We start from the raw sequence: 19,761 nt of genomic DNA on the forward strand, positions 1-19,761 counted from the left end.
GAGCGAACTTCGATCCGATGAACTCAACATACCGAAGAAGTTCGCTCGCCAGAACAACACGCTGGAGGGGCCCCGTGAGTCAGTGCGAACGGAAACCGCTTGAATATTTTTGGCAAATTAAGATTAAGCACATAGAAGCGTAGCTTTTTTTAAAAGTAAATCCACGCGTTCTTCAATAAAAACATCGTACTTATCGTTAAATAAACTAACTGGGCACAAGGCAGATTCAAGTATTTCTTTCTTATTTAATGCCATTTTTGCTTGATAGGCGGAAGGTGCATCACCACCGAGAATGCGATTATCACTTCGAGACAAAAATGCAAAATTGGCCAACACGCTCTCATCAATGGAAATTTGCGCGGATTTTCTTAGAAAGGATCTAGGCATTAAATGATGAAACTCTGCCCTATTACTGCTTTTTAAGGTCTCCGCCAAATTCACAGGGGCGCCAGAAACAAAACTTTTCGGGCTATTTTGCGCCAGCATTAAAACAAACGTTTTTGTGTTGACGTTCCCCATGCCAAATGTGTTTGACGTAAAAAATTTCTTGTCGAGATCCGCGCTAAAGCCGCCTAATGTGGAAGGTTTTTTTGAGCGCAAAAGCAACATTTCTTTGATATCTGCATTGAGATTTCTTAAGACGCCGGAACTGTAGCGTTTAGAGAAACAGGACCTCCAGAACCACCGATTGATTTGTTTTCTCTGATCGTCACTAACATCCACCTCTTTATTTCCAGGCACCGCAAAAAAAACAGACAATGGCACTATTGTGGTAGGAAATGGCAGATTATCGATTGAGTATGCATTCATATGAATTCTTAAATAATCTACTGCGTAGCGAACGCCGTTCAAAATTTCTTCAAATTTACTGCGTATTTCTGCGCCGTTAAGCTTCATTAAAGCATCAGGAGATGCATCATATTTTAATACGGCTGCGCAGCATCTTAGAAGCAAATTAGTATCAGTGCCAACATCCGAAAAACCAAAAGGCGCAAGCTGCTCAGAAAGATCTTCGAACTGTTGCTGAAGTTGAAAATCCTCGCTCCAAGTCCATGCCGAGAGCAACTGCAGAGTATCTAGCGGTACTCCTTGTCTATTAACTCGTTCAAAAATTATAGCTACCGTTGCCTTGTCGTTAGTACTTGAAATTTGGACAGGAATTTTTGTTTCTTTGAAAACGGATTGCAGATAATCAACCTTAAGCGCCATGTCATCGCTAAGGCCGCGAGTAGCTTTTCGGTATTTTACCGTATCGAAAAGGCAGTTTAAGGGGAAATGTTTGGACTTATCAACAGCATCGTCCTTTAGTGCAAGAAACTGTGTTTCTTGCGCGCTCGGATCAGCCGTTAAATCAAAATAAATGTCTCGCCACTCTACTGTGCCTTTTTCTACACTTTTTGGCGCTAGCTCATTTTGAAAAACACTGAATAATGACGTGACACGCTGCTGTCCATCCAAGACATAGTCAACAGGATAATCTTCTTTTGGATCAGGCAACTCGAACCGCCCGAAATCTCGCTCAATCTTAAGCTTTTCACGTGTTCACCAAAACAAAATTGAGCCGAATGGATATTGTTTAAAAATGCTATCCATTAAATAGGCTACACGTTCAGGCTCCCAGACAAAGCCGCGTTGAAAAGCCGGTATGCGAATTTGCCCACGAATAACTTGATCAAGAATTTCTCTGATAGACACTGATTCCATTTTAGTTTCCTCAATCTAAATCTTTACTCTGATCATTTTTGACGTTTAAGATTTTTATGATTTTGTACTTTTGTCAACCTGTTTTGTCAAAACTAAGTATGGCTCCCCCAAACACCACCACCCCCCGCCCCGGATGCTGCGCAATCGCCTCCTGCCCATTCTCCGCCTGCACCGAGAAGAAATTCGCCGGCATCCCCGCCCCGATCCCCGTCTCCCCCGCGCCCACCGCCCTGGCCCCCTCCACCGTCACCATCGCCAGCATCGCCAGCAGCATCTCATCCGTCCGCCAATCCGCCCGCCAGCCGATGATCGCCGCCCGTTCCAGCATGTCCCCGCTGCCATAGGGCCCCCAGGTATCCCGCAGGTTGTCGTGGCCGCAGAGGATGCGGACGCCGGCCGCCCGCAGCAGGCCGAGCGGCGGCAGGCTCGCCCCGCCGGCGCCATGGGTCGCCAGCGCCACGCCGCTCTCGGCCATCAGCGCCGCCGCCGCCTGCTGCTTGCTCTCGGCAATGCCGCCGAGGCAGAAGCCATGGCTGATGGTGGCCCGCCCCTGCAGCCCATGCGCCACCGTCCGGGCGCAGAACTCCTGCAGCGAGAACAGCCCCAACTCCCCCGCCTCGTGCAGATGGATGTCGATGCCCTTGCCGTGCTTCTCCGCCAGGCCGAAGACCGCATCGAGGTGCCCCTTGGCGTCGCGGTCCACCTCGCAGGGGTCGAGCCCGCCGACCAGGTCCGCCCCCGCCCGCAGCGCCGCGTCCAGTAGCTCGAGCGTGCCCGGGGCGCGGATTATGCCGGCCTGGGGGAAGGCCACCGTCTCGACATGGACCATGTGCCGGTGCGCCTGCCGCGCCGCCAGCGTGCCCTCCAGCGCGGTGAGGCCGAAGGCGGGGGTCACGTCGCAATGGCTGCGGATATAGGCGGTGCCGAAGGGCACCACGCGGCGGATCATCGCGGTCGCCCGCGCCTCGGTATCGAGCGGCAGGCCGGGCAGCACCCGGGCATCGGTCTCGATCCGCGAAAGCCGGGTCGGCCCCGCCTGGTGCGGCATCCAGGGCAGGCCGAGGGTGGTCTTGTCGAGGTGCATGTGCCCATCGACCAGCCCGGGCAGCACCAGCTCGCCGCCCAGGTCGTGGGTGGCGGCGGCGGGCGGCAGCGGCGCCCCCGGCGGCAGGAGGGCGGCGATGCGGCCGGCCGCGCAGGCGATGGCCATTCCGGTGCGCCCGTCCTGGAGACGGGCATTGGTCAGCAGCAGGTCCATGCCGCCATCGGAGCCGAAGCGCGCCCCGGCGGCAAGCCGGGGCCGGGGTTCAGCCGACCCGTTCGAGGACGGAGACGTAATTCGCCACCGCCGCCCCGCCCATGTTGAAGACCCCGCCGAGGTCCGCCTTCGGCAGCTGCAGCGCGCCGGCGGTGCCGGTGAGCTGCATCGCCGTCAGCACATGCATGGAAACCCCGGTGGCGCCGATCGGGTGGCCCTTGGCCTTCAGCCCGCCGGAGCGATTGACCGGCAGGCGGCCATCGGCCGCGGTCCAGCCCTCCAGCACGGCCCGCGCCCCCTGGCCTTCGGCGGTCAGCCCCATCGCCTCGTATTCGATCAGCTCGGCGATGGTGAAGCAGTCATGCGTCTCGACGAAGGAGAGGTCGGTCACGGCGCCGAGCCCGGCCTCGGACATGGCGCGGCCCCAGGCCTCGCGCGGGCCCTCGAAGCGGGTGATGTCGCGGCTGGCGATGGGCAGGAAGTCGTTCACCTGGACGGCGGCGCGGAAGCGGACCGCCTTGGCCATGGATTTGGCGGTCTCGGCGTCGGTGATGATCAGCGCGGCGGCGCCGTCCGAGACCAGCGAGCAGTCGGTGCGCTTCAGCGGCGGGGCGACAAAGGGGTTCTTGTCAGACTCGGCGCGGCAGAAGGCGAAGCCGAGGTCCTTCCGCATCTGCGCCCAGGGGTTGTCGACGCCGTTCTTGTGATTCTTGGCGGCGATGGCGGCCAGCGCATCGGACTGGTCGCCGTGGCGCTGGAAATAGGCCTCGGCGATGCGGCCGAAGACGCCGGCGAAGCCGCCGCGGATGTCCTGCTCGGTGCGGCGGTAGCTGGCGTTCAGCAGGATCTCGCCGACCTGGGGCCCCGGGGTCGCGGTCATCTTCTCGGCGCCCAGGATGAGCGCGAAGCGGCCGCGCTTGGCGGCGAGGAAATCCAGCGCGCCGTGGATGGCGGCGGAGCCGGTGGCGCAGGCGTTCTCGTAGCGGGTGATGGGCTTGAAGCGCAGCTCGGGGATGGATTGCAGAACCAGGGAGGCGGGGAAGCCCTGGTTGGTGAAGCCCTCGCCGAATACCCCGAGGAAGCCGGCGTCGATATCGGCCGGGCTGATCCCGGCATCCTCGATGGCGGCACGGCCGACCCGGGCCAGCAGGCTCTCGATGTCGGGGTCCTCGAGCTTGCCGAAGGGGGTATGGGCCCAGCCCACGATGCAGGCGTCGCGCATTTCGACCATGGGGTCCTCCTTTGATCTTGGGGGGAGGATAGGCGCCCCCGCCCGGCCCGGCTAGCGTCGCCCCAAAGACGGAGGGAATGCGATGAGCTGGCAGGCCGAGCTGGATGAATTGGCGGCGCGCGAGGCGATGGCCCGGGCCATGGGCGGGCCGGAGAAGGTGAAGCGCCAGCACGACGGCGGTCGGCTGACGGTGCGCGAGCGGATCGACGGGCTGCTCGACGATGGTTCCTTCCACGAGGTCGGCGCCATCGCCGGCAAGGCGGCCTACGGGCCGGACGGCCGCCTCGCGGAATTCACGCCGTCGAACTGCGTCATGGGGCGCGGGCTGGTGGAGGGCCGGCCGGTGGTCGTGGTGGGGGACGACTTCACCGTGCGGGGCGGCAGCGCCGATGCCACCATCCGCGACAAGCCGATCATGGCCGAACGCATGGCCGGCGAGCTGCGGCTGCCGCTGATCCGGGTGATCGAGGGCTCGGGCGGCGGCGGCTCGGTCAAGACCATCGAGACGACGGGGCGGGCCAACCTGCCGGGCGGGGTCGGCGGCACCTGGCTCTACCACCATACCGGCGACAACCTCAGCCGGGTGCCGGTGGTGGGCCTCGGCCTCGGCTCGGTCGCCGGGCTGGGCGCGGCGCGGCTGGCGGCGACGCACTACTCGGTCATGACCAAGGAGATGTCGGCGATGTTCGTCGCCGGGCCGCCCGTCGTGAATGCGCTGGGGTCGCAGAAATACACCAAGCAGGAGCTCGGCGGCTGGGAGATCCAGTGCAAGGCCGGCGCCATCGACCATGCGGTGGACACCGAGGCGGACGCCTTCGCGGCGGCGCGGCGCTTCCTATCCTACCTGCCCTCATCGGTCTTCGAACTGGCGGAGCGGCAGCCCTGCACGGACGACCCGGCGCGGGTGGAAGACAGCTGGCTGAGCGCGATCCCGCGCGACATCCGCAAGCCTTACCGGGCGCGGCCGCTGCTGGACAGCATCTTCGATGCCGGCAGCGTCTTCGAGATGGGCCGGCTCTACGGGCGTTCCGTCATCACCGCCTTCGCCCGGCTCAACGGCCTGCCGGTCGCGGTCATCGCCGGCGACCCGATGTTCTACGCGGGGTCCTGGACCGCCGATGCCTGCGCCAAGATCATCCGCTTCGTCGACCTCGCCGATACCTTCCACATGCCGGTCGTCCACCTGATGGACTGCCCCGGCTTCATGATCGGCCTCGAGGCCGAGCAGCGGGCGACCATCCGCTGGGGGGTCAGGGCGATGGCGGCGATCAACCAGTCCTCCATGCCGTGGTGCACCGTCATCCTGCGCAACGCCTTCGGCGTGGCAGGCGCCATCCACCAGCCGGCCGGGCGGTACTCGATCCGCTACGCCTGGCCCTCGGCGCGCTGGGGCTCGCTGCCGCTCGAGGGCGGGATCGAGGCGGCCTACCGGGCCGACATCGAGGCCGCCGCGGACCCGGCGGCCAAGCTGGCGGAGATCGAGGCGCGGCTGCAGCTGCTGCGCTCGCCGCTGCGGACGGCCGAGGCCTTCTGGGCCGAGGAGATCATCGACCCTCGGCAGACCCGGCGGCTGCTGGTCGAGTTCGCCGGCTATGCCGAGAAGCTGCGGGGTGCCGGCCAGCTCGGGCGCGGCCTCCGGCCCTGAGGCTCAGGCGGGGGCGCCGTTCGCGCGGCCGGTCGCCGCGCGGCCGCGTTGCCAGAGCCACCAGCCGCCGGCCAGCATGGCGGCGCCCCAGGCGAGGAAGCCGAGATCCCACCAGATCCACTGCGCCCGCGGCACCGTCTCGTTCACGTGGTGCAGGCCGAGGAGGTGGTGGTCGACCAGCCCCTCGACCAGGTTGAACAGGCCGAAGCCCATCAGCAGGGTCCCGGCCAGCAGCCGGCCGGACCAGCGCAGATGCGCCCGCCGGGCCCGCCGCCACAGGATGGCCAGGCCGGCCACCACGAAGGCATAGGTGCTGGCGTGGAACAGCCCGTCGGCCAGGGTATTGAGCCGCAGGTTCGCCACGCTGTCGGCGGGGTAGCCGGCGCTGGTCAGCATGTGGTGCCACTGCAGGATCTGGTGCAGCACGATGCCGTCGAAGAAGCCGCCGAGGCCGAGGCCGAAGAGGATGCCGGCGGCGGTGGGGAAGGCCTCGGATACGCGGGTGGGTGGGGTCATGCCGCAGGACTCCTCTGGCGCCGCGCCAGCCCATGATTTGCCAGGGCCGCCGCGCCTGCCGATGCTGCGGGAAGCAGGGGGGGGTACGGCGATGACGGAACCGGAGTGGCTGGCCTGGACGCGTGATCTCCAGGCAATCGCCCAGATCGGCCTGGAGTTCACCCGCGACCCCTACGACCGCGAGCGCTTCGAGCAGCTGCGCGGCATCGCCTCCCGCATGATGGCGGCGGGCAGCGGGGTGGCGGCGGCGCGGATCGAGGCGCTGTTCGCCGACGAGACCGGCTATGCCACGCCGAAGGTCGAGGTCCGCGGCGCCGCCTTCGACGCCGCGGGGCGGGTGCTGCTGGTGCGCGAGGTGGCCGATGGCGGGCGCTGGACCCTGCCCGGCGGCTGGGCCGACGTGAACCTCACGCCGGCCGAGAACGTGGTGAAGGAGATGCGGGAGGAGAGCGGCTTCGAGGTCCGGGTGAGCAAGCTCGCCGCGGTCTGGGACCGCACGCGCCAGGGGCACCCGCCCCGGGTCTTCTCCTGCTGCAAGCTCGTCTTCCTCTGCGAGATCACCGGCGGCGCGGCGGCGACCAGCCTCGAGACCTCAGAGGTCGGCTGGTTCGCCGAGGACAGGCTGCCCGAGGATCTGTCGCTGGGACGCGTCCTGCCGGCCCAGCTCCGGCGGATGTTCGCGCATGCGCGCGAGCCGGGGCTGCCGACCGACTTCGACTGATCCGATCCGGCCGGCGAGAGACCCCTCGCCTGCCGCCCCGGTCAGCCCCGCGCCCGCAGCAGCCGCGCCTTGTCCCGGGCCCAGTCGCGCGCGGCGATGGCGTGGCGCTTGTCGTGCAATTTGCGGCCTTCGGCGACGCCGAGCAGCACCTTGGCGCGGCCCTTGTCGTTGAAGTGGATCTGCATCGGCACGATGGTGGCACCGTCGCGGGCGATGTAGCCGATGAGCTCGTTCACCTGCTTCTTGTGCAGCAGCAGCTTGCGCGGCCGGCCCGGCTCGAATTTCGCCACCGTGCTGCCGGCCTGCCATTCCGGGATGGTGCAGCCGAACAGCCAGAGCTCGCCGTCGCGCTCGCCCGCCCAGGCCTCGGACAAGGTGGCGCGGCCGGCGCGCAGCGACTTCACCTCCGGCCCCACCAGGGCCATGCCGGCCTCGATCGTCTCGCCGATCGTGTAGTCGAAACGGGCCCGCCGGTTCTGCGAGGCGATCCCGTGCGAGATCAGGGTCTTCTTTTTCTTCGGTTCGGCCATGAGCTAGTTGAGCAATCCTACGGAGACCATGGCATCGCGCACCCGCTTGCGGACCGGGTCGGAGACCGGGGCCATCGGCAGGCGACAATGGGCGCTGCCCTTGGCGAGCAGGCTGGCGGCATATTTGACCGGACCCGGCGAGGTCTCGGCGAAGAGGGCATCGTGCAGCGGCACCAGCCGGTCCTGGATGGCCATGGCCTCCTCGATCCGGCCGGCCCGCCAGGACTTGTGCATCTCGGCGCAGAGCCGCGGCGCCACGTTGGCGGTGACGCTGATGCAGCCGTGCCCGCCCGCGGCGTTGAACGAGAGGGCGGTGTGGTCCTCACCCGACAATTGGATGAAATCCGCCCCGCAGGCGCGGCGGGTGTGCAGCGGCCGGGCCAGGTTGGCGGTCGCGTCCTTCACGCCGACGATGTTCGGCAAGGCGGCCAGCCGGGCCATGGTCTCGACCGACATGTCGATGACGCTGCGCGGCGGGATGTTGTAGATGAACAGCGGCAGGTCGGCGGCCTCGGCCACCGCCTTGAAGTGCAGGTACATGCCTTCCTGGGTCGGCTTGTTGTAGTAGGGCGTCACCACCAGCGTCGCATCGGCGCCGGCCTGCTTGGCATGGCGGGCGAAATCCACCGCCTCGGCGGTGCTGTTGCTGCCGGCCCCGGCCATGACCGGCACCCGGCCGCGGGCGACCGCGACGCACATCTCGACGACGCGCTTGTGCTCGGCGTGCGAGAGGGTCGGGCTCTCGCCGGTGGTGCCGACCGGGACGAGGCCTTCGGTGCCCTCGGCGATCTGCCACTCGACCAGCTCCTGGAAGGCTTTCTCGTCCACGGATCCGTCGCTGCGCATCGGCGTGATCAGCGCGACCATCGATCCCTTGAACATGACCTTCCTCCCTCTTCTTCCCGCATGGGTGCGGGCTGTCGCCGCATGGGACGCGGGAGCGGGGAACCTAGTGGCAGGGGGCGCCAGCGACAAGGGATGGCCCCGGGCCGCCCGCCGGACCGGTTCCGCCGATACGCCCTTGAGTTGAAGGAGGCGCGGTGATGCAGGACAGGGATGGAGGGCTTCGGCTACAGTCGGGGCATGCGCCGTCGTATCGCCCTCACCCTGCCCCTCGCCCTTGCCCTGCCCCGCCCGGGCGCCGCCCAGCCGGCCCCGCCCGCGGGGGGCGACGCCATGCGCTCGGCCGGCCGGCAGGCGCTGGCCTTCGCCCAGCAGCAGCGCTGGGCGGAGGCGGATGCCGCGGCGGCCTCGGCCGATCCGCTGATCCGCAAGCTGGTCACCTGGCTGCGGCTGCAGTCGCGCGGCACCGCGGCGACGGCGGCGGAGGTGGCGGGCTTCGCCCTCGCCAACCCGGACTGGCCGGGGCAGCCGCTGCTGGAGCGGCGGGTCGAGGAGGCCCTGGCGGCGGAGCCGGACGACCGGCTGGCCTTCGACTGGTTCGCCGCCCGGGCGCCGCGCAGCCTCGATGGCTACCAGCGCCTGGCGGATGCGCTGGCGCGGGCGGGCAAGGCGGCGGAGGCGGCGACGGTGGTGCGCAGCGGCTGGGTGGAGGGCCTGGCCGATGCCGCGGCCGAGCCCGGCTACCTCGAGCGCAACGCCGCCAGCCTGGCGCCGGAGCAGCACTGGCGCCGCTTCGACCGGCTGGCCCTGGGGCGGGAGGCGGCGGCGGCCGGGCGGCTGGTCGGCTACCTCGACCCGGCGCGGCAGGGGATCGCCGCGGCCCGGCTGGCCTATGCCGCCGACCAGCCGGATGCGGATGCGCCGGCGCTGGCCGCCGCCGCCGCCGGCGATGCGGCGCTGGGCTTCGAGCGGGCCCGCTGGCTGCGGCGGCGGGACCGCGACGCGGAGGCGGCGGCGGCCTGGGCGAGCAATGCGGTGCCCTCGCCCGAGGTGGCGCGGGCCGCCTGGCCGGAGCGCCAGCTGCTGGCGCGCAAGCTGCTGCGGCTGGGCGATGCCCGGGCGGCCTACGCCGTCAGCGCCCGGCACGGCATCGAGCAGCCGGGGGAGCCGCGGCAGGAGGCCGAATTCCTCGCCGGCTTCATCGCGCTCCGCCGGCTCGAGGATGCGGCGGAGGCGGAGCGGCACTTCACCCGCCTGGCCGAGGGCAGCCGCAGCGTCATCACCCGGGCGCGGTCGCTCTACTGGCAGGGAAGGGCGCTGGCGGCCCGGGGCGATGCCGCCGGGGCGCGGCGGCGCTGGGCCGCGGCGGCGGAGTTCCCGCTGGCCTTCTACGGCCAGCTGGCGGCGCTGGCGCTGGGCGAGGATGGCGCGGCGCTCTCGGCGCGGATCGCCCGCACCCCGGGGCCGGCGGTGCCCGCGCGGCAGGCCGATGCCTTCGCGGCCAAGGAGCTGGCGCGGCTGGTGCTGGCGCTGGCCGATATCGGCGAGACCCGGCGCGCGCGGCCCTTCCTGCTGCGGCTGGAGGAGCTGGCGCCGGATCCGGCCGAGAAGGCGCTGGCGGCGCGGCTCGGGGCGCGGATCGGCCGGCCCGACCATGCCGTCTGGGTGGTGCGGCGGGCCGGGGCGAGCGGCGCCATGCTGCTCGAGGAAGGCTGGCCCGCCCCCTACCCCGCCCCGGCCTTTGGGCCGGAGGCGGCGCTGGTGAATGCGATCACCCGCCAGGAGAGCAATTTCGACCCCGAGGCGGTCTCCCCGGCCAATGCCCGGGGGCTCATGCAATTGCTGCCGGGCACGGCGCAGCAGGTGGCGCGGCGGATCGGGGCGCCCTATGCGGTCGGGCTGCTGACCCAGGACCCGGGCCTGAACATGCGCCTCGGCGCCGCCTACCTCGAGCAATTGATCGGACGCTTCGGTGGCGCGTTGCCCTTCGCGATAGCCGGGTACAATGCCGGGCCAGGACGGGTGGACGAATGGCTCGGGACCAATGGCGACCCCAGGACCGGCGCGGTGCCGATGCTGGACTGGATGGAACTCATTCCCTTCGGCGAGACCCGCAATTACGTGCAGCGGGTGGTCGAGAACATGACGATCTACCGGGCGCGCGACGCGGGCGCGGCGGGCGGGGAGCATCCCATGGCGCAGTGGCTGCGGGGCTGACCTCAAGAATCCTCCGGCGATGACGCCGGCCAAATTCGTGGCGACCATGGGCGGGGTCGGGCTGGTCCGGCCGGCGCCGGGGACCTGGGGCTCGGCGCTGGTGCTGCCGCTGGTGCTGCTGGGGCCGGCGGCCTGCCTCGGCCTGGCGCTGCTGCTGACGCTGGCCGGGTACTGGGCGGTGCGGCAGGTGCTGGCGGATGACCGCCAGGCCGATCCCGGCTGGGTGGTGATCGACGAGGGCGCCGGGCAGCTGCTGGTGCTGGCCGCCCTGCCCTCCGAGGCGACCGGCTGGGGCGTGGTTCTGGCCTTCCTGCTGTTCCGCGCCTTCGACGTCTACAAGATCGGACCGGTCGGCTGGGCCGATCGCCGGCATGGCGCTTTCGGCGTGATGCTGGATGATCTGGTGGCCGGGGCCATGGGGGCCGTGGTGATCCTGCTGCTGCGGGTCTTCTGGCCGGAGGTGCCGATCTGATGCTGCCCGAAACCACCCTGGAGGCCGCCGCCGCGCTGCTGGCCGCGCTCGAGGCCCGGGGGCTGACCCTGGCGACCGCCGAGAGCTGCACCGGCGGGCTGATCGCCGCGGCGCTGACCGCCATCCCCGGCAGCTCGGCGGTGGTGACCCGCGGCTTCGTCACCTATTCCAACGAGGCCAAGCGCGACATGCTCGGCGTGCCCTGGGGCGTGATCGAGGGCTATGGCGCGGTCAGCGAGGCGGTGGCGCGGCGGATGGCCGAGGGCGCGCTGCGGGCCAGCGGCGCCGATGTGGCGGTGAGCTGCACCGGCATCGCCGGGCCGGGCGGGGCGACCCCGGGCAAGCCGGTCGGGCTGGTCTATGTCGGCGCGGCTCGGCGGGGGGCGGCGACGCGGGTGGAGCGCTGGGTCTTCCCGGGCGACCGCACGGCGGTCCGGGCGGCGACGGTGGCGCGGGCGCTCGGGCTGGCGGGCGAGGTCGCCTAGGCCCCGGGCTTGCCATGGGCCTCGGCGGCGAGCCGCAGGCAGGCCTCGAAGCAGTCCAGCGACTCGAAGGGCAGGTCCTGGCCGCCCGGCGGCAGCACCATGGGATGGCCGCCGCCGAGCAGGACCGCGCCGGGGACCATGAGGTTGTCGGGCAGGCCGAAGCCTTCCACCATCAGCCCCGGCATCGGGTCCGGCCGGGCCTCGAGGTGGCGGCGGCTGCGCTCGGCGAAGGGCGTGGCGGCATTGCTGTAGCCGAAGACCGGCCTGCCCCGGCCGAGGAACCAGCCGACCTCGACCAGTGTCCCGGCATCGGCCGAGGGGCCGCGGAAGGGCGTCAGGTTGGCGATGATGATGTCGCAGGCCTGCATCAGCGCCAGGTCCTTGGCGAAGATCGCCTTCCAGGCCTGGTGCTCGGGCATGGCGCGCAGGCTGTCGATATCCTCGTTCAGCGGCGGCCGGCCGGTGATGCCGTAGCGGGCGCAGAGCGCGACCTTGCGGGCGGCCTGCGCCGCGGCCTCGGGCAGGAAGACGTCGGGACCGGCGAGATAGGCGGTGACGGTCATGGGGGTGTCCTCGGGTCGGGGCGGTCAGGGCCAAGACGGGACAGGCGGCGCCGGGTTCCCGCCGGGGCTCAGGCCGGGGCGTCCCCCGCCCGGAAGGCATCGGCGATGCGGCGGGTGGTGCCGTCGGCGGCGACCAGCAGCAGGTCGAAGCGGATGCCGGCGGCGCCATGGCCGGGGTTCTCCGCCAGCCAGCATTCGCCGGCCAGCAGCAGCCGGTCGCGCTGGCGGCGGGTCAGGGCGAAGGCGGCCTCGGTCAGGCTGGGGCGGGCCTTCACCTCGACGAAGGCGAGCAGCCCGTCCCGCTCGGCGACCAGGTCCAGCTCGCCGGCCGGGGTGCGGACGCGCCGGGCCAGGATGGTCCAGCCCTCCGCCGCCAGGGCCGCGGCCGCGGCGGCCTCGCCGTCCCGGCCGGAGACCTCGGCCCGGGCGCCGCGGGCTGCCTTGCTCAGCGCGCCAGCGCGGTGCGGATGGCGCCGACCGCCTCCTCGATCATCGGCGCGGTCACGTCGAGATGGGTGCAGGCGCGCACCCTTCCGCCGAGGCCGCTGACCGAGATGCCCTGCATGGCGAGCTTCGCCTGCAGCGTGGCGACGTCAACGCCAGTGTCGCGGATGTCGAAGAAGACCAGGTTGGTCTCGGGCTCCTCGACCGTGACGCCCTGGATCTGCCGCAGCCCGCGGGCCAGCGCCTTGGCATTGGCATGGTCCTCGGCGAGGCGGTCGACGTTGTGGTCGAGGGCGTAGAGGCAGGCGGCGGCGCAGATGCCGGCCTGGCGCATCGAGCCGCCGAGCCGCTGCTTCCAGCGCCAGGCCTGGCCGATGAACTCCTCACTGCCACACAGCACGGCGCCGAGCGGGGCGCCGAGGCCCTTGGTGAAGTCGAGCCAGACGCTGTCGTATTGCGCCACCATCTCCTTCGGGGCGATGCCGGCGGCGACGCAGGCATTCATCAGCCGGGCGCCGTCCATGTGGGTCGACCAGCCCTGCTCGTGCGCCACCTCGGCCACGGCATTGAGCTGGGCCAGCGGCCAGACCACGCCGCCGCCGATATTGGCGGTCTGCTCGACCTCCAGCAGGCGCTGCGGCGGCGAGTAGCGGGTCTTCGGGCGGATGGCGGCGCGGACGTCGTCGGCGCTGAAGAGGCCCTTCGGGCCGCGCAGCGGCATGATCTGCACCCCGGTCAGCGCCGCATGGGTACCGCCCTCGCTGTGCAGGATATGGCTGGTCTCGTGCGCCACCACCTCGTCGCCCTTGCCGCAATGGGTCAGGATGGCGATGACGTTGCACATGGTCCCGGACGGCAGGTAGATCGCGGCCTCCTTGCCCATCAGCGCGGCCATGCGGTCGACCAGGGCATGCACCGTAGGGTCGTCGCCATGCTGCTCGTCGCCGACCTCGGCGCGCATCATCGCCTCCTTCATCGCCGGACTCGGGCGGGTCTGGGTGTCGGAGTAAAGGTTGATGCGGATGGGCGGGGCGCCGGCGGGCGGGCGGGCGGGGGCGTGGACCATCGTCGGTATTCCTCAGCGTCTGGCGGCGAAACTGCGGCGACGCGGGCCTCCTGGCAAGACGCCTCTGGCGGTGCGGCGCGCGGCATGGCATGGCCGCCCCGGTTGACCGTTACGAGGACCCCATGACCGGACACGCCCATGTCGAACACGGCAGCGACAAGCGCATCGCGCTGCTGATCGCCATCCTCGCGCTCTTCCTGGCGATCGCCGAGACCGGCGCGAAAAGCGCCCAGACCGAGGGCATCTCCCGCAACGTGGAGGCGGCCAACCTCTGGGCCTTCTTCCAGGCGCGGACCATCCGCCAGACCAACGTGCGGACCGCGGCCGAGGCGGCCGAGCTCGACCGGCTGGCGGCGACGGATGCGGCGGTGCGGGAGGCCATTGCCCGCCAGCAGCAGTCCTGGCGGGACACCGCGGCGCGGTGGGAGAGCGAGCCGCAGACCGGCGAGGGAAGGCGCGAGCTGATGGCGCGGGCCAAGGCGGCCGAGGCGATCAGGGACCGGTCGCTGGCCGCCTACCACATGCACGAATTCGGCTCTGCCGCCTTCCAGGTGGCGATCGTGCTGGCCTCCGCCTCGATCATCACCAGCGTGCCGCTGCTGGCGATCGGCGGCGTGGCGCTCGGCGTGGCGGGCGTGGTGCTCAGCGGGCTCGGCTTCCTGGCGCCGGAGCTGGTGCATTTCTGAGCGGCGGCAGGCCGGCACCCGGTCCATGCCGCACCCGGCATCGGCGGGCAGGGGACGTTGATCGGCGCCCCGTCCCGACCTAGGTAAGCGGCGTGAGGCCACGTCCTCCCCCTCGACGGGTTCAGGTCCGGGACGGCCCGGCAACGTGTTCGAGGGAGAGTGTCGTGGCTTGGCTTGTTCTTGTCGTCGCCGGCCTGTTCGAGGTCGTCTGGGCCTTCTCGATGAAGCAGTCGGAGGGCTTCACGCGTCTCTGGCCCTCGGTCGTGACCTTCGCCGCCATGTTGGTGAGCTTCGGGCTTCTCGCCTGGTCCATGCGATTCCTCCCCCTCGGCACCGCCTACACCGTGTGGACCGGGATCGGTGCGGTGGGGGCCTTCATCGTCGGCATCCTGTTCCTCGGCGAGGCCGCGAGCCCGCTTCGCCTGATCGCGGCCCTGCTGATCGTGAGCGGCCTGCTGCTCATGAAGCTGTCCAGCTCCGCGTAATCCCTCTGGGTAGTCCCTCGGGGTAGTCCCTCGGTCCCGGGCGGCGGGCACGCCGCTAGATGTGCCGGGCCCAGACCGGCGCGATTCTCGGCCGTGCCGCCACCGCCTGCGCCATGGCCTCGACCTTGGGGCAGTTCGCCGGGATCCACTGCCGCCCGCCCATCCAGCGCGAGAGGAAGCCGAGGTAGAGATCGGCCAGCGAGAAGCGCCCGCCGAGGATGAAGGGCGCCGGTGCCGCCTCCCGCTCGACCAGGCGCCAGATATCGCGGCCCATCTCGATGGCCCGGGCCTTGATCGCCGGGGCATGGTCCGGGTCGGCGCTGAAGCGCTCGGGATAGTCGCCGCGGGTGACGCAGGGGTAGAATTCGCCGGCGACCAGCGCCATCCAGCGCAGCGCCACGGCGCGGGCCGGGTCGGCCGGGGGCGGCAGCAGCCCGGCCTCGGGGTGGCGGCCCTCCAGGGTCAGCAGGATGGCGAGGCTCTCGGTCACCACGGTCCCGTCCGGCAACACCAGCGTCGGGATGCGGCCCATCGGGTTGATGCGGCGATACTCGGCCGCAAGCTGGGCCTCGCCCTCGAGCGGGACCGGGCGGAGTTCGACGGCGGCGCCGATCTCGGCGAGGGCCATCTCGACCGGGGCGGAGCCGGAGCCCTGGTCGCCGTAGAGGATGTAGGTCATGCCCGGAGGCTGCCCCGGCCGGGACGCCGGGCGCCAACGCAAAAACCTGATGCCGGGCATCAACCCGGCTGATGGCTCAGGCGCCGAAGCTCAGGCGGTGGGCGCCGGGACCGGGGCGGCGCCGGGCGCGGGGCGGCCATAGAGCTGCATGGCGCGGCGCTCGAAGGCGCGGACCATCAGCCGGACCGCCTCGTTGAAGACGGTGCCGATGACCGCCTGCAGCAGGCGGGAGCGGAACTCGAAGTCGACGAAGAACTCGAGCTGGGTGCCCTGCTCGACCGGGATGAACCGCCACTGGTTGTTCAGGTAGCGGAAGGGCCCGTTCATGTACTGCACCAGCACCCGGTCCGGCCGTTCCAGGGTGACCTCCGAGCGGAAGCTCTCGCGGAACATCTTGAAGCCGATGGTGAGGTCGGCGACCAGCTTGGTCTCGGTGCTGGAGATCACCCGGGCGCCGACGCACCAGGGCAGGAATTCCGGGTAGCGGCGGACATCGGCGACGAGGTTGAAGAGCTGCTCGGGCGTATAGCGCAGGATGCGCTTCTCGGCGTGCGTCGGCATCCGGTCAGGCGCTGGCCAGCTGGCGGGCGCGGGCGGCGGCCAGCTGCTCGAAATCCTGGTCGGCGTGGTAGCTGCTGCGGGTCAGCGGCGTGGCCGAAACCAGCAGGAAGCCCTTGGAGCGGGCCATGCGGGCGTAATCCTCGAACTCGTCGGGGGTGACGAAACGGTCCACCGCGGCGTGCTTGACGCTGGGCTGCAGGTACTGGCCGATGGTCAGGAAGTCGATCTCGGCGCTGCGCATGTCGTCCATGACCTGCAGCACCTCGATCCGGGTCTCGCCCAGCCCGACCATGACGCCGGACTTGGTGAAGATGGTGGGGTCGAGCTGCTTCACCCGGTCCAGCAGCCGCAGCGAATGGAAGTAGCGGGCGCCGGGGCGGATGCTGGGATACAGCTTCGGCACCGTCTCCAGGTTGTGGTTGAAGACGTCGGGGCGGGCGGCGACCACCACCTCGAGGGCGCCGTCCTTGCGCAGGAAGTCAGGGGTCAGCACCTCGATGGTGGTGGTGGGCGTCGCGCCCCGGATGGCGCGGATGGTCTCGGCGAAATGCCGGGCGCCTCCATCGGCCAGGTCGTCGCGGTCGACGCTGGTGATGACGACGTGGCGCAGGCCAAGCGTCGCCACCGCCTCCGCCACCCGGCGGGGCTCATCGGCATCCAGCGCCTTGGGCAGGCCGGTCGCCACGTTGCAGAAGGAACAGGCGCGGGTGCAGGTGTCGCCCATGATCATCATGGTGGCGTGCCGCTGCGACCAGCATTCCCCGATGTTCGGGCAGGCCGCTTCCTCGCAGACCGTGACCAGGCGGTTGTCCCGCATCAGGGTGCGGGTCTCGTGGTAGATCGGATGGGTCGGCGCCTTCACCCGGATCCAGCTGGGTTTCCGCTGGATCGGGTTGTCCGGGCGGTGGGCCTTCTCCGGGTGGCGGATCTCGATGCGGGTGGTCATGCGACGCCTTCAGCTGGCCGGCCCCCCCGGCTCGCGCCGGGGGCGGCACCCTACATGTGGATCACCTGGCCATAGGCATCAAGCACCGACTCATGCATCGCCTCGGAGATGGTGGGATGGGGGAAGATGCTGTGCATCAGCTCCACCTCGGTCGTCTCCATGGTCTTGGCGATGGTATACCCCTGGATCATCTCGGTGACCTCGGGGCCGACCATGTGGGCGCCCAGCAGCTCGCCGGTCTTGGCATCGAAGATGGTCTTGATCAGCCCCTCCGGCTCGCCCATGGCGATGGCCTTGCCGTTACCAATGAAGGGGAAGCGGCCGACCTTGAGCTCGTGCCCGGCCTTCTTCGCCGCCTCCTCGGTCAGGCCGACGCTGGCGACCTGCGGGCGGCAGTAGGTGCAGCCCGGGATGTTCAGCACCTCGAGCGGGTGGACGCCCTCGACGCCGGCGATCTTCTCGACGCAGAGCACGCCCTCATGGCTGGCCTTGTGCGCCAGCCAGGGCGCGCCGGTGAGGTCGCCGATGGCATAGACCCCCGGCTCCCCGGTGCGGCAGTATTCGTCGATCATCACGTGGGTGCGGTCGACCTTCACCCCGGTGCCCTCGAGGCCGATGTCCTCGACGTTGCCGACGATGCCGACGGCGGAGATGACCCGGTCGGCGGTGACCTCCTGGACCTTGCCGTCGGCCTCGATGATGGCGGTGACGCTGTCGGCGGCCTTGCGCAGGCCCTGGACCTTGGCCTTGGTCAGGATCTGCATGCCCTGCTTGGCGAAGGCCTTGCCGACGAAGGCGCTGATCTCGGCATCCTCGACCGGCAGCACCCGGTCCATCACCTCGACCAGGGTCACCTTGGCGCCGAGGTTCAGGTAGAAGCTGGCGAATTCCGCGCCGATGGCGCCCGAGCCGATGACGATGAGCGACTTCGGCATGCTCGGCGGGACCATGGCCTCGCGGTAGGACCAGACCAGCTTGCCGTCGGGCTCGAGCCCCGGAAGGGTCCGGGCGCGGGCGCCGGTCGCCAGGATGATGTGCTTGGCGGCGAGCTCGGCGACCGGCTTGCCGTCCTTGGTGACGGCCAGCTTGCCCTTGCCGGCCAGCTTGCCCTGGCCGTCGAAGACGGTGACCTTGTTCTTCCGCAGCAGGTGCTTCACGCCGCCGGAAAGCTGCCCGGCGACGGCGCGCGAGCGCTTCACGATCTTGCCGATGTCGAATGTGATGTTGTCGGCGCTGAAGCCATAGGCATCCAGCGTGTGCAGCAGGTGGTTGATCTCGCTCGAACGGAGCAGCGCCTTGGTCGGGATGCAGCCCCAGTTGAGGCAGATGCCGCCGAGGTTCTCGCGCTCGACCAGCGCCACCTTCATGCCGAGCTGGCTGGCGCGGATGGCGGCGACATAGCCGCCGGGGCCGCCGCCGAGGACGATGAGGTCGAAGGCTTGTTCGGCCATGTCAGCTCTCCCGGGCCGCCAGCGCGGAGAGCGCGGGGCCGCTGAGTTGTTGCAGGGTCCAGCCCTCGCGGGGCCTGGCGCCGATGGAGCGGTAGAAGGCGATGGAAGGTGCGTTCCAGTCGAGCACCGACCATTCCATCCGGCCGCAGCCGCGCCCCAGCGCATGGGCGGCGAGATGGGCGAAGATGGCGCGGCCGATGCCCCTGCCCCGCTGCTCCGGCTCGACGAAGACATCCTCCACGTAGAGCGACGGCAGGGCGTTGAAGGTGGAGACGGCGTAGAACCAGAGGGCGAAGCCGACCGGCTTGCCCTCCCATTCGGCGATCAGCGCCTCGGCCAGCGGCCGCGGGCCGGTGAGCAGGCGATGGAGGTCCACCTCCGTCGCCGTCACCTCGTGCAGCAGCTTCTCGTACTCGGCGAGCGCCCGGATGTAGTGCAGGACGAGGCCGGTATCGGCCTCGTCCGCCGGGCGGAGCGTGAGGCTCACAGCATCAGGCTCACAACATGAGACTTAGGGGATCCTGGATGACGCCGCGCAGCGCCTGCATGAACTCCGCGGCCAGGGCGCCGTCGATGACGCGATGGTCGACCGAGAGGGTGCAGGTCATCACCGTGGCGATGGCCAGCGCGCCGCCCTTCACCACCGGCCGCGGCTCGCCGGCGGCGACGGCGAGGATGCCGGCCTGGGGCGGGTTGATGATGGCCGAGAAGGACTGCACGCCATACATCCCCATGTTGGAGATGCTGAAGCCGCCGCCCTGGAACTCCTCGGGCTTCAGCTTGCCGGTCTTGGCCCGCGCCGCGAGGTCCTTCATCTCGTTGCTGATGGTCGACAGGCCCTTCTGGTCGGCCTTGGCGACGATCGGGGTGATGAGGCCGGTCGGCGTCGAGACCGCGACCGAGATGTCGACGTCCTGGAACTGCAGGATGGCGTCATCCGTCCACATCGCGTTCACCGCGGGGAAGCGGCGGAGCGTCGCGGCCACGGCCTTGATGACGAGGTCGTTGACCGAGAGCTTGAAGGCGCCCGGGCCGTCCTTCGGCGACTTGGCGTTGAGGTCGGCGCGCAGCTTCAGCAGCGCGTCGATCTCGAAGTCCATGGTCACGTAGAAATGCGGGATGGTCTGCTTCGATTCCGACAGGCGCCGGGCGATGACCTTGCGGATGCCGCTGTTCGGCACCGCGGTATGCGGCGCGGTCACGGTGGGCGCGGCGGGCTTCGGCGCCGGGGCGGCGCCGGGGGCCGCGGCGGGCGCCG

The 19,761-nt window shown here is 69.2% G+C and carries 21 protein-coding genes and 1 pseudogene; 7 read left to right on the plus strand and 15 right to left on the minus strand.

Annotated features, from left to right (window positions below; genetic code table 11):
- Positions 1-123 precede the first annotated feature (123 nt).
- From QWZ14_RS26365 to QWZ14_RS26375, 3 genes and pseudogenes are all read right to left on the minus strand, one after another.
- Positions 124-1,704: pseudogene (locus tag QWZ14_RS26365) on the minus strand (GmrSD restriction endonuclease domain-containing protein).
- Between the two features lie 73 nt (positions 1,705-1,777).
- The gene (locus tag QWZ14_RS26370; protein ID WP_290320004.1) at positions 1,778-2,962 is read right to left on the minus strand and encodes an amidohydrolase; all 1,185 of its coding nucleotides are present in this window, start codon (positions 2,960-2,962) and stop codon (positions 1,778-1,780) included.
- A 49-nt stretch (positions 2,963-3,011) separates the two neighbouring features.
- Entirely contained in the window at positions 3,012-4,193 is a 1,182-nt protein-coding gene (locus tag QWZ14_RS26375; RefSeq protein ID WP_456307269.1) for an acetyl-CoA acetyltransferase, read from the minus strand.
- Positions 4,194-4,275: 82 nt separating this feature from the next.
- Here QWZ14_RS26375 and QWZ14_RS26380 point away from each other — a divergent pair, with 82 nt between their 5' ends.
- On the plus strand, positions 4,276-5,838 hold the full coding sequence (locus tag QWZ14_RS26380) for an acyl-CoA carboxylase subunit beta (protein ID WP_290320005.1): 1,563 nt from the start codon (positions 4,276-4,278) through the stop codon (positions 5,836-5,838).
- 3 nt (positions 5,839-5,841) lie between these two features.
- Here QWZ14_RS26380 and QWZ14_RS26385 read toward each other — a convergent pair whose 3' ends face one another.
- On the minus strand, positions 5,842-6,354 hold the full coding sequence (locus QWZ14_RS26385; RefSeq protein ID WP_290320007.1) for a DUF2243 domain-containing protein: 513 nt from the start codon (positions 6,352-6,354) through the stop codon (positions 5,842-5,844).
- Positions 6,355-6,445: 91 nt separating this feature from the next.
- Here QWZ14_RS26385 and QWZ14_RS26390 point away from each other — a divergent pair, with 91 nt between their 5' ends.
- Entirely contained in the window at positions 6,446-7,075 is a 630-nt protein-coding gene (locus tag QWZ14_RS26390) for an NUDIX hydrolase (RefSeq protein WP_290320008.1), read from the plus strand.
- 41 nt (positions 7,076-7,116) lie between these two features.
- Here the strand turns inward: QWZ14_RS26390 and smpB are convergent, their stop codons facing one another.
- A complete protein-coding gene (gene smpB, locus QWZ14_RS26395; protein ID WP_290320010.1) occupies positions 7,117-7,605 on the minus strand; it encodes an SsrA-binding protein SmpB in 489 nt (162 codons plus the stop codon).
- A 3-nt stretch (positions 7,606-7,608) separates the two neighbouring features.
- Positions 7,609-8,487 (minus strand): 4-hydroxy-tetrahydrodipicolinate synthase, encoded by an 879-nt coding sequence (gene dapA / locus QWZ14_RS26400; protein WP_290320012.1) that lies wholly within the window; start codon positions 8,485-8,487, stop codon positions 7,609-7,611.
- Between the two features lie 201 nt (positions 8,488-8,688).
- On the opposite strand from dapA, the gene QWZ14_RS26405 reads away from it, so the two are divergent.
- Genes QWZ14_RS26405 through QWZ14_RS26415 form a run of 3 tightly spaced genes read left to right on the plus strand, consistent with a single transcriptional unit; the run spans position 8,689 to position 11,622 of the window.
- Complete coding sequence (locus QWZ14_RS26405; protein WP_290320013.1) at positions 8,689-10,665, plus strand: lytic transglycosylase domain-containing protein; 1,977 nt, start codon at positions 8,689-8,691, stop codon at positions 10,663-10,665.
- A gap of 19 nt (positions 10,666-10,684) precedes the next feature.
- The gene (locus QWZ14_RS26410; protein WP_290320014.1) at positions 10,685-11,137 is read left to right on the plus strand and encodes a phosphatidylglycerophosphatase A family protein; all 453 of its coding nucleotides are present in this window, start codon (positions 10,685-10,687) and stop codon (positions 11,135-11,137) included.
- Positions 11,137-11,622, plus strand: a complete 486-nt coding sequence (locus tag QWZ14_RS26415) for a CinA family protein (protein WP_290320015.1) — start codon at positions 11,137-11,139, stop codon at positions 11,620-11,622. The genes QWZ14_RS26410 and QWZ14_RS26415 overlap by 1 nt, the downstream gene beginning before the upstream one ends.
- On the opposite strand, the gene QWZ14_RS26420 is transcribed toward QWZ14_RS26415, so the two are convergent.
- The 3 genes from QWZ14_RS26420 to QWZ14_RS26430 form a co-directional block, all read right to left on the minus strand.
- Positions 11,619-12,185, minus strand: coding sequence for a nucleoside 2-deoxyribosyltransferase (locus QWZ14_RS26420; RefSeq protein WP_290320016.1), 567 nt, complete (start codon positions 12,183-12,185; stop codon positions 11,619-11,621). The two genes, QWZ14_RS26415 and QWZ14_RS26420, sit on opposite strands and share 4 nt — an antisense overlap.
- A 68-nt stretch (positions 12,186-12,253) precedes the next feature.
- Positions 12,254-12,706, minus strand: a complete 453-nt coding sequence (locus QWZ14_RS26425) for a YraN family protein (protein WP_353959347.1) — start codon at positions 12,704-12,706, stop codon at positions 12,254-12,256.
- Positions 12,631-13,695, minus strand: a complete 1,065-nt coding sequence (locus QWZ14_RS26430) for a threonine aldolase family protein (protein ID WP_290320017.1) — start codon at positions 13,693-13,695, stop codon at positions 12,631-12,633. The genes QWZ14_RS26425 and QWZ14_RS26430 overlap by 76 nt, the downstream gene beginning before the upstream one ends.
- A 122-nt stretch (positions 13,696-13,817) precedes the next feature.
- Here QWZ14_RS26430 and QWZ14_RS26435 point away from each other — a divergent pair, with 122 nt between their 5' ends.
- On the plus strand, positions 13,818-14,381 hold the full coding sequence (locus QWZ14_RS26435; protein ID WP_290320018.1) for a DUF4337 domain-containing protein: 564 nt from the start codon (positions 13,818-13,820) through the stop codon (positions 14,379-14,381).
- A gap of 164 nt (positions 14,382-14,545) precedes the next feature.
- Positions 14,546-14,866, plus strand: a complete 321-nt coding sequence (gene sugE / locus QWZ14_RS26440) for a quaternary ammonium compound efflux SMR transporter SugE (RefSeq protein WP_290320019.1) — start codon at positions 14,546-14,548, stop codon at positions 14,864-14,866.
- Between the two features lie 55 nt (positions 14,867-14,921).
- Here sugE and QWZ14_RS26445 read toward each other — a convergent pair whose 3' ends face one another.
- The 6 genes from QWZ14_RS26445 to QWZ14_RS26470 all read right to left on the minus strand — a co-directional run.
- Positions 14,922-15,545, minus strand: coding sequence for a glutathione S-transferase family protein (locus QWZ14_RS26445; protein ID WP_290320020.1), 624 nt, complete (start codon positions 15,543-15,545; stop codon positions 14,922-14,924).
- Between the two features lie 90 nt (positions 15,546-15,635).
- Positions 15,636-16,106, minus strand: a complete 471-nt coding sequence (locus QWZ14_RS26450) for a type II toxin-antitoxin system RatA family toxin (RefSeq protein WP_290320021.1) — start codon at positions 16,104-16,106, stop codon at positions 15,636-15,638.
- 4 nt (positions 16,107-16,110) lie between these two features.
- Positions 16,111-17,052: a lipoyl synthase gene (lipA, locus tag QWZ14_RS26455; protein WP_290320022.1), complete on the minus strand. Its 942-nt coding sequence runs from the start codon at positions 17,050-17,052 to the stop codon at positions 16,111-16,113.
- Between the two features lie 50 nt (positions 17,053-17,102).
- The gene (gene lpdA, locus QWZ14_RS26460) at positions 17,103-18,503 is read right to left on the minus strand and encodes a dihydrolipoyl dehydrogenase (RefSeq protein ID WP_290320023.1); all 1,401 of its coding nucleotides are present in this window, start codon (positions 18,501-18,503) and stop codon (positions 17,103-17,105) included.
- A 1-nt stretch (position 18,504) separates the two neighbouring features.
- Positions 18,505-18,990: a GNAT family N-acetyltransferase gene (locus QWZ14_RS26465; protein ID WP_290320024.1), complete on the minus strand. Its 486-nt coding sequence runs from the start codon at positions 18,988-18,990 to the stop codon at positions 18,505-18,507.
- A gap of 10 nt (positions 18,991-19,000) precedes the next feature.
- The coding region (locus tag QWZ14_RS26470) for a 2-oxo acid dehydrogenase subunit E2 (protein ID WP_290320025.1) at positions 19,001-19,761 on the minus strand (761 nt) is incomplete at its 5' end.

This window comes from Paeniroseomonas aquatica, from assembly GCF_030409335.1.
GTDB classification, from domain to species: domain Bacteria; phylum Pseudomonadota; class Alphaproteobacteria; order Acetobacterales; family Acetobacteraceae; genus Belnapia; species Belnapia aquatica.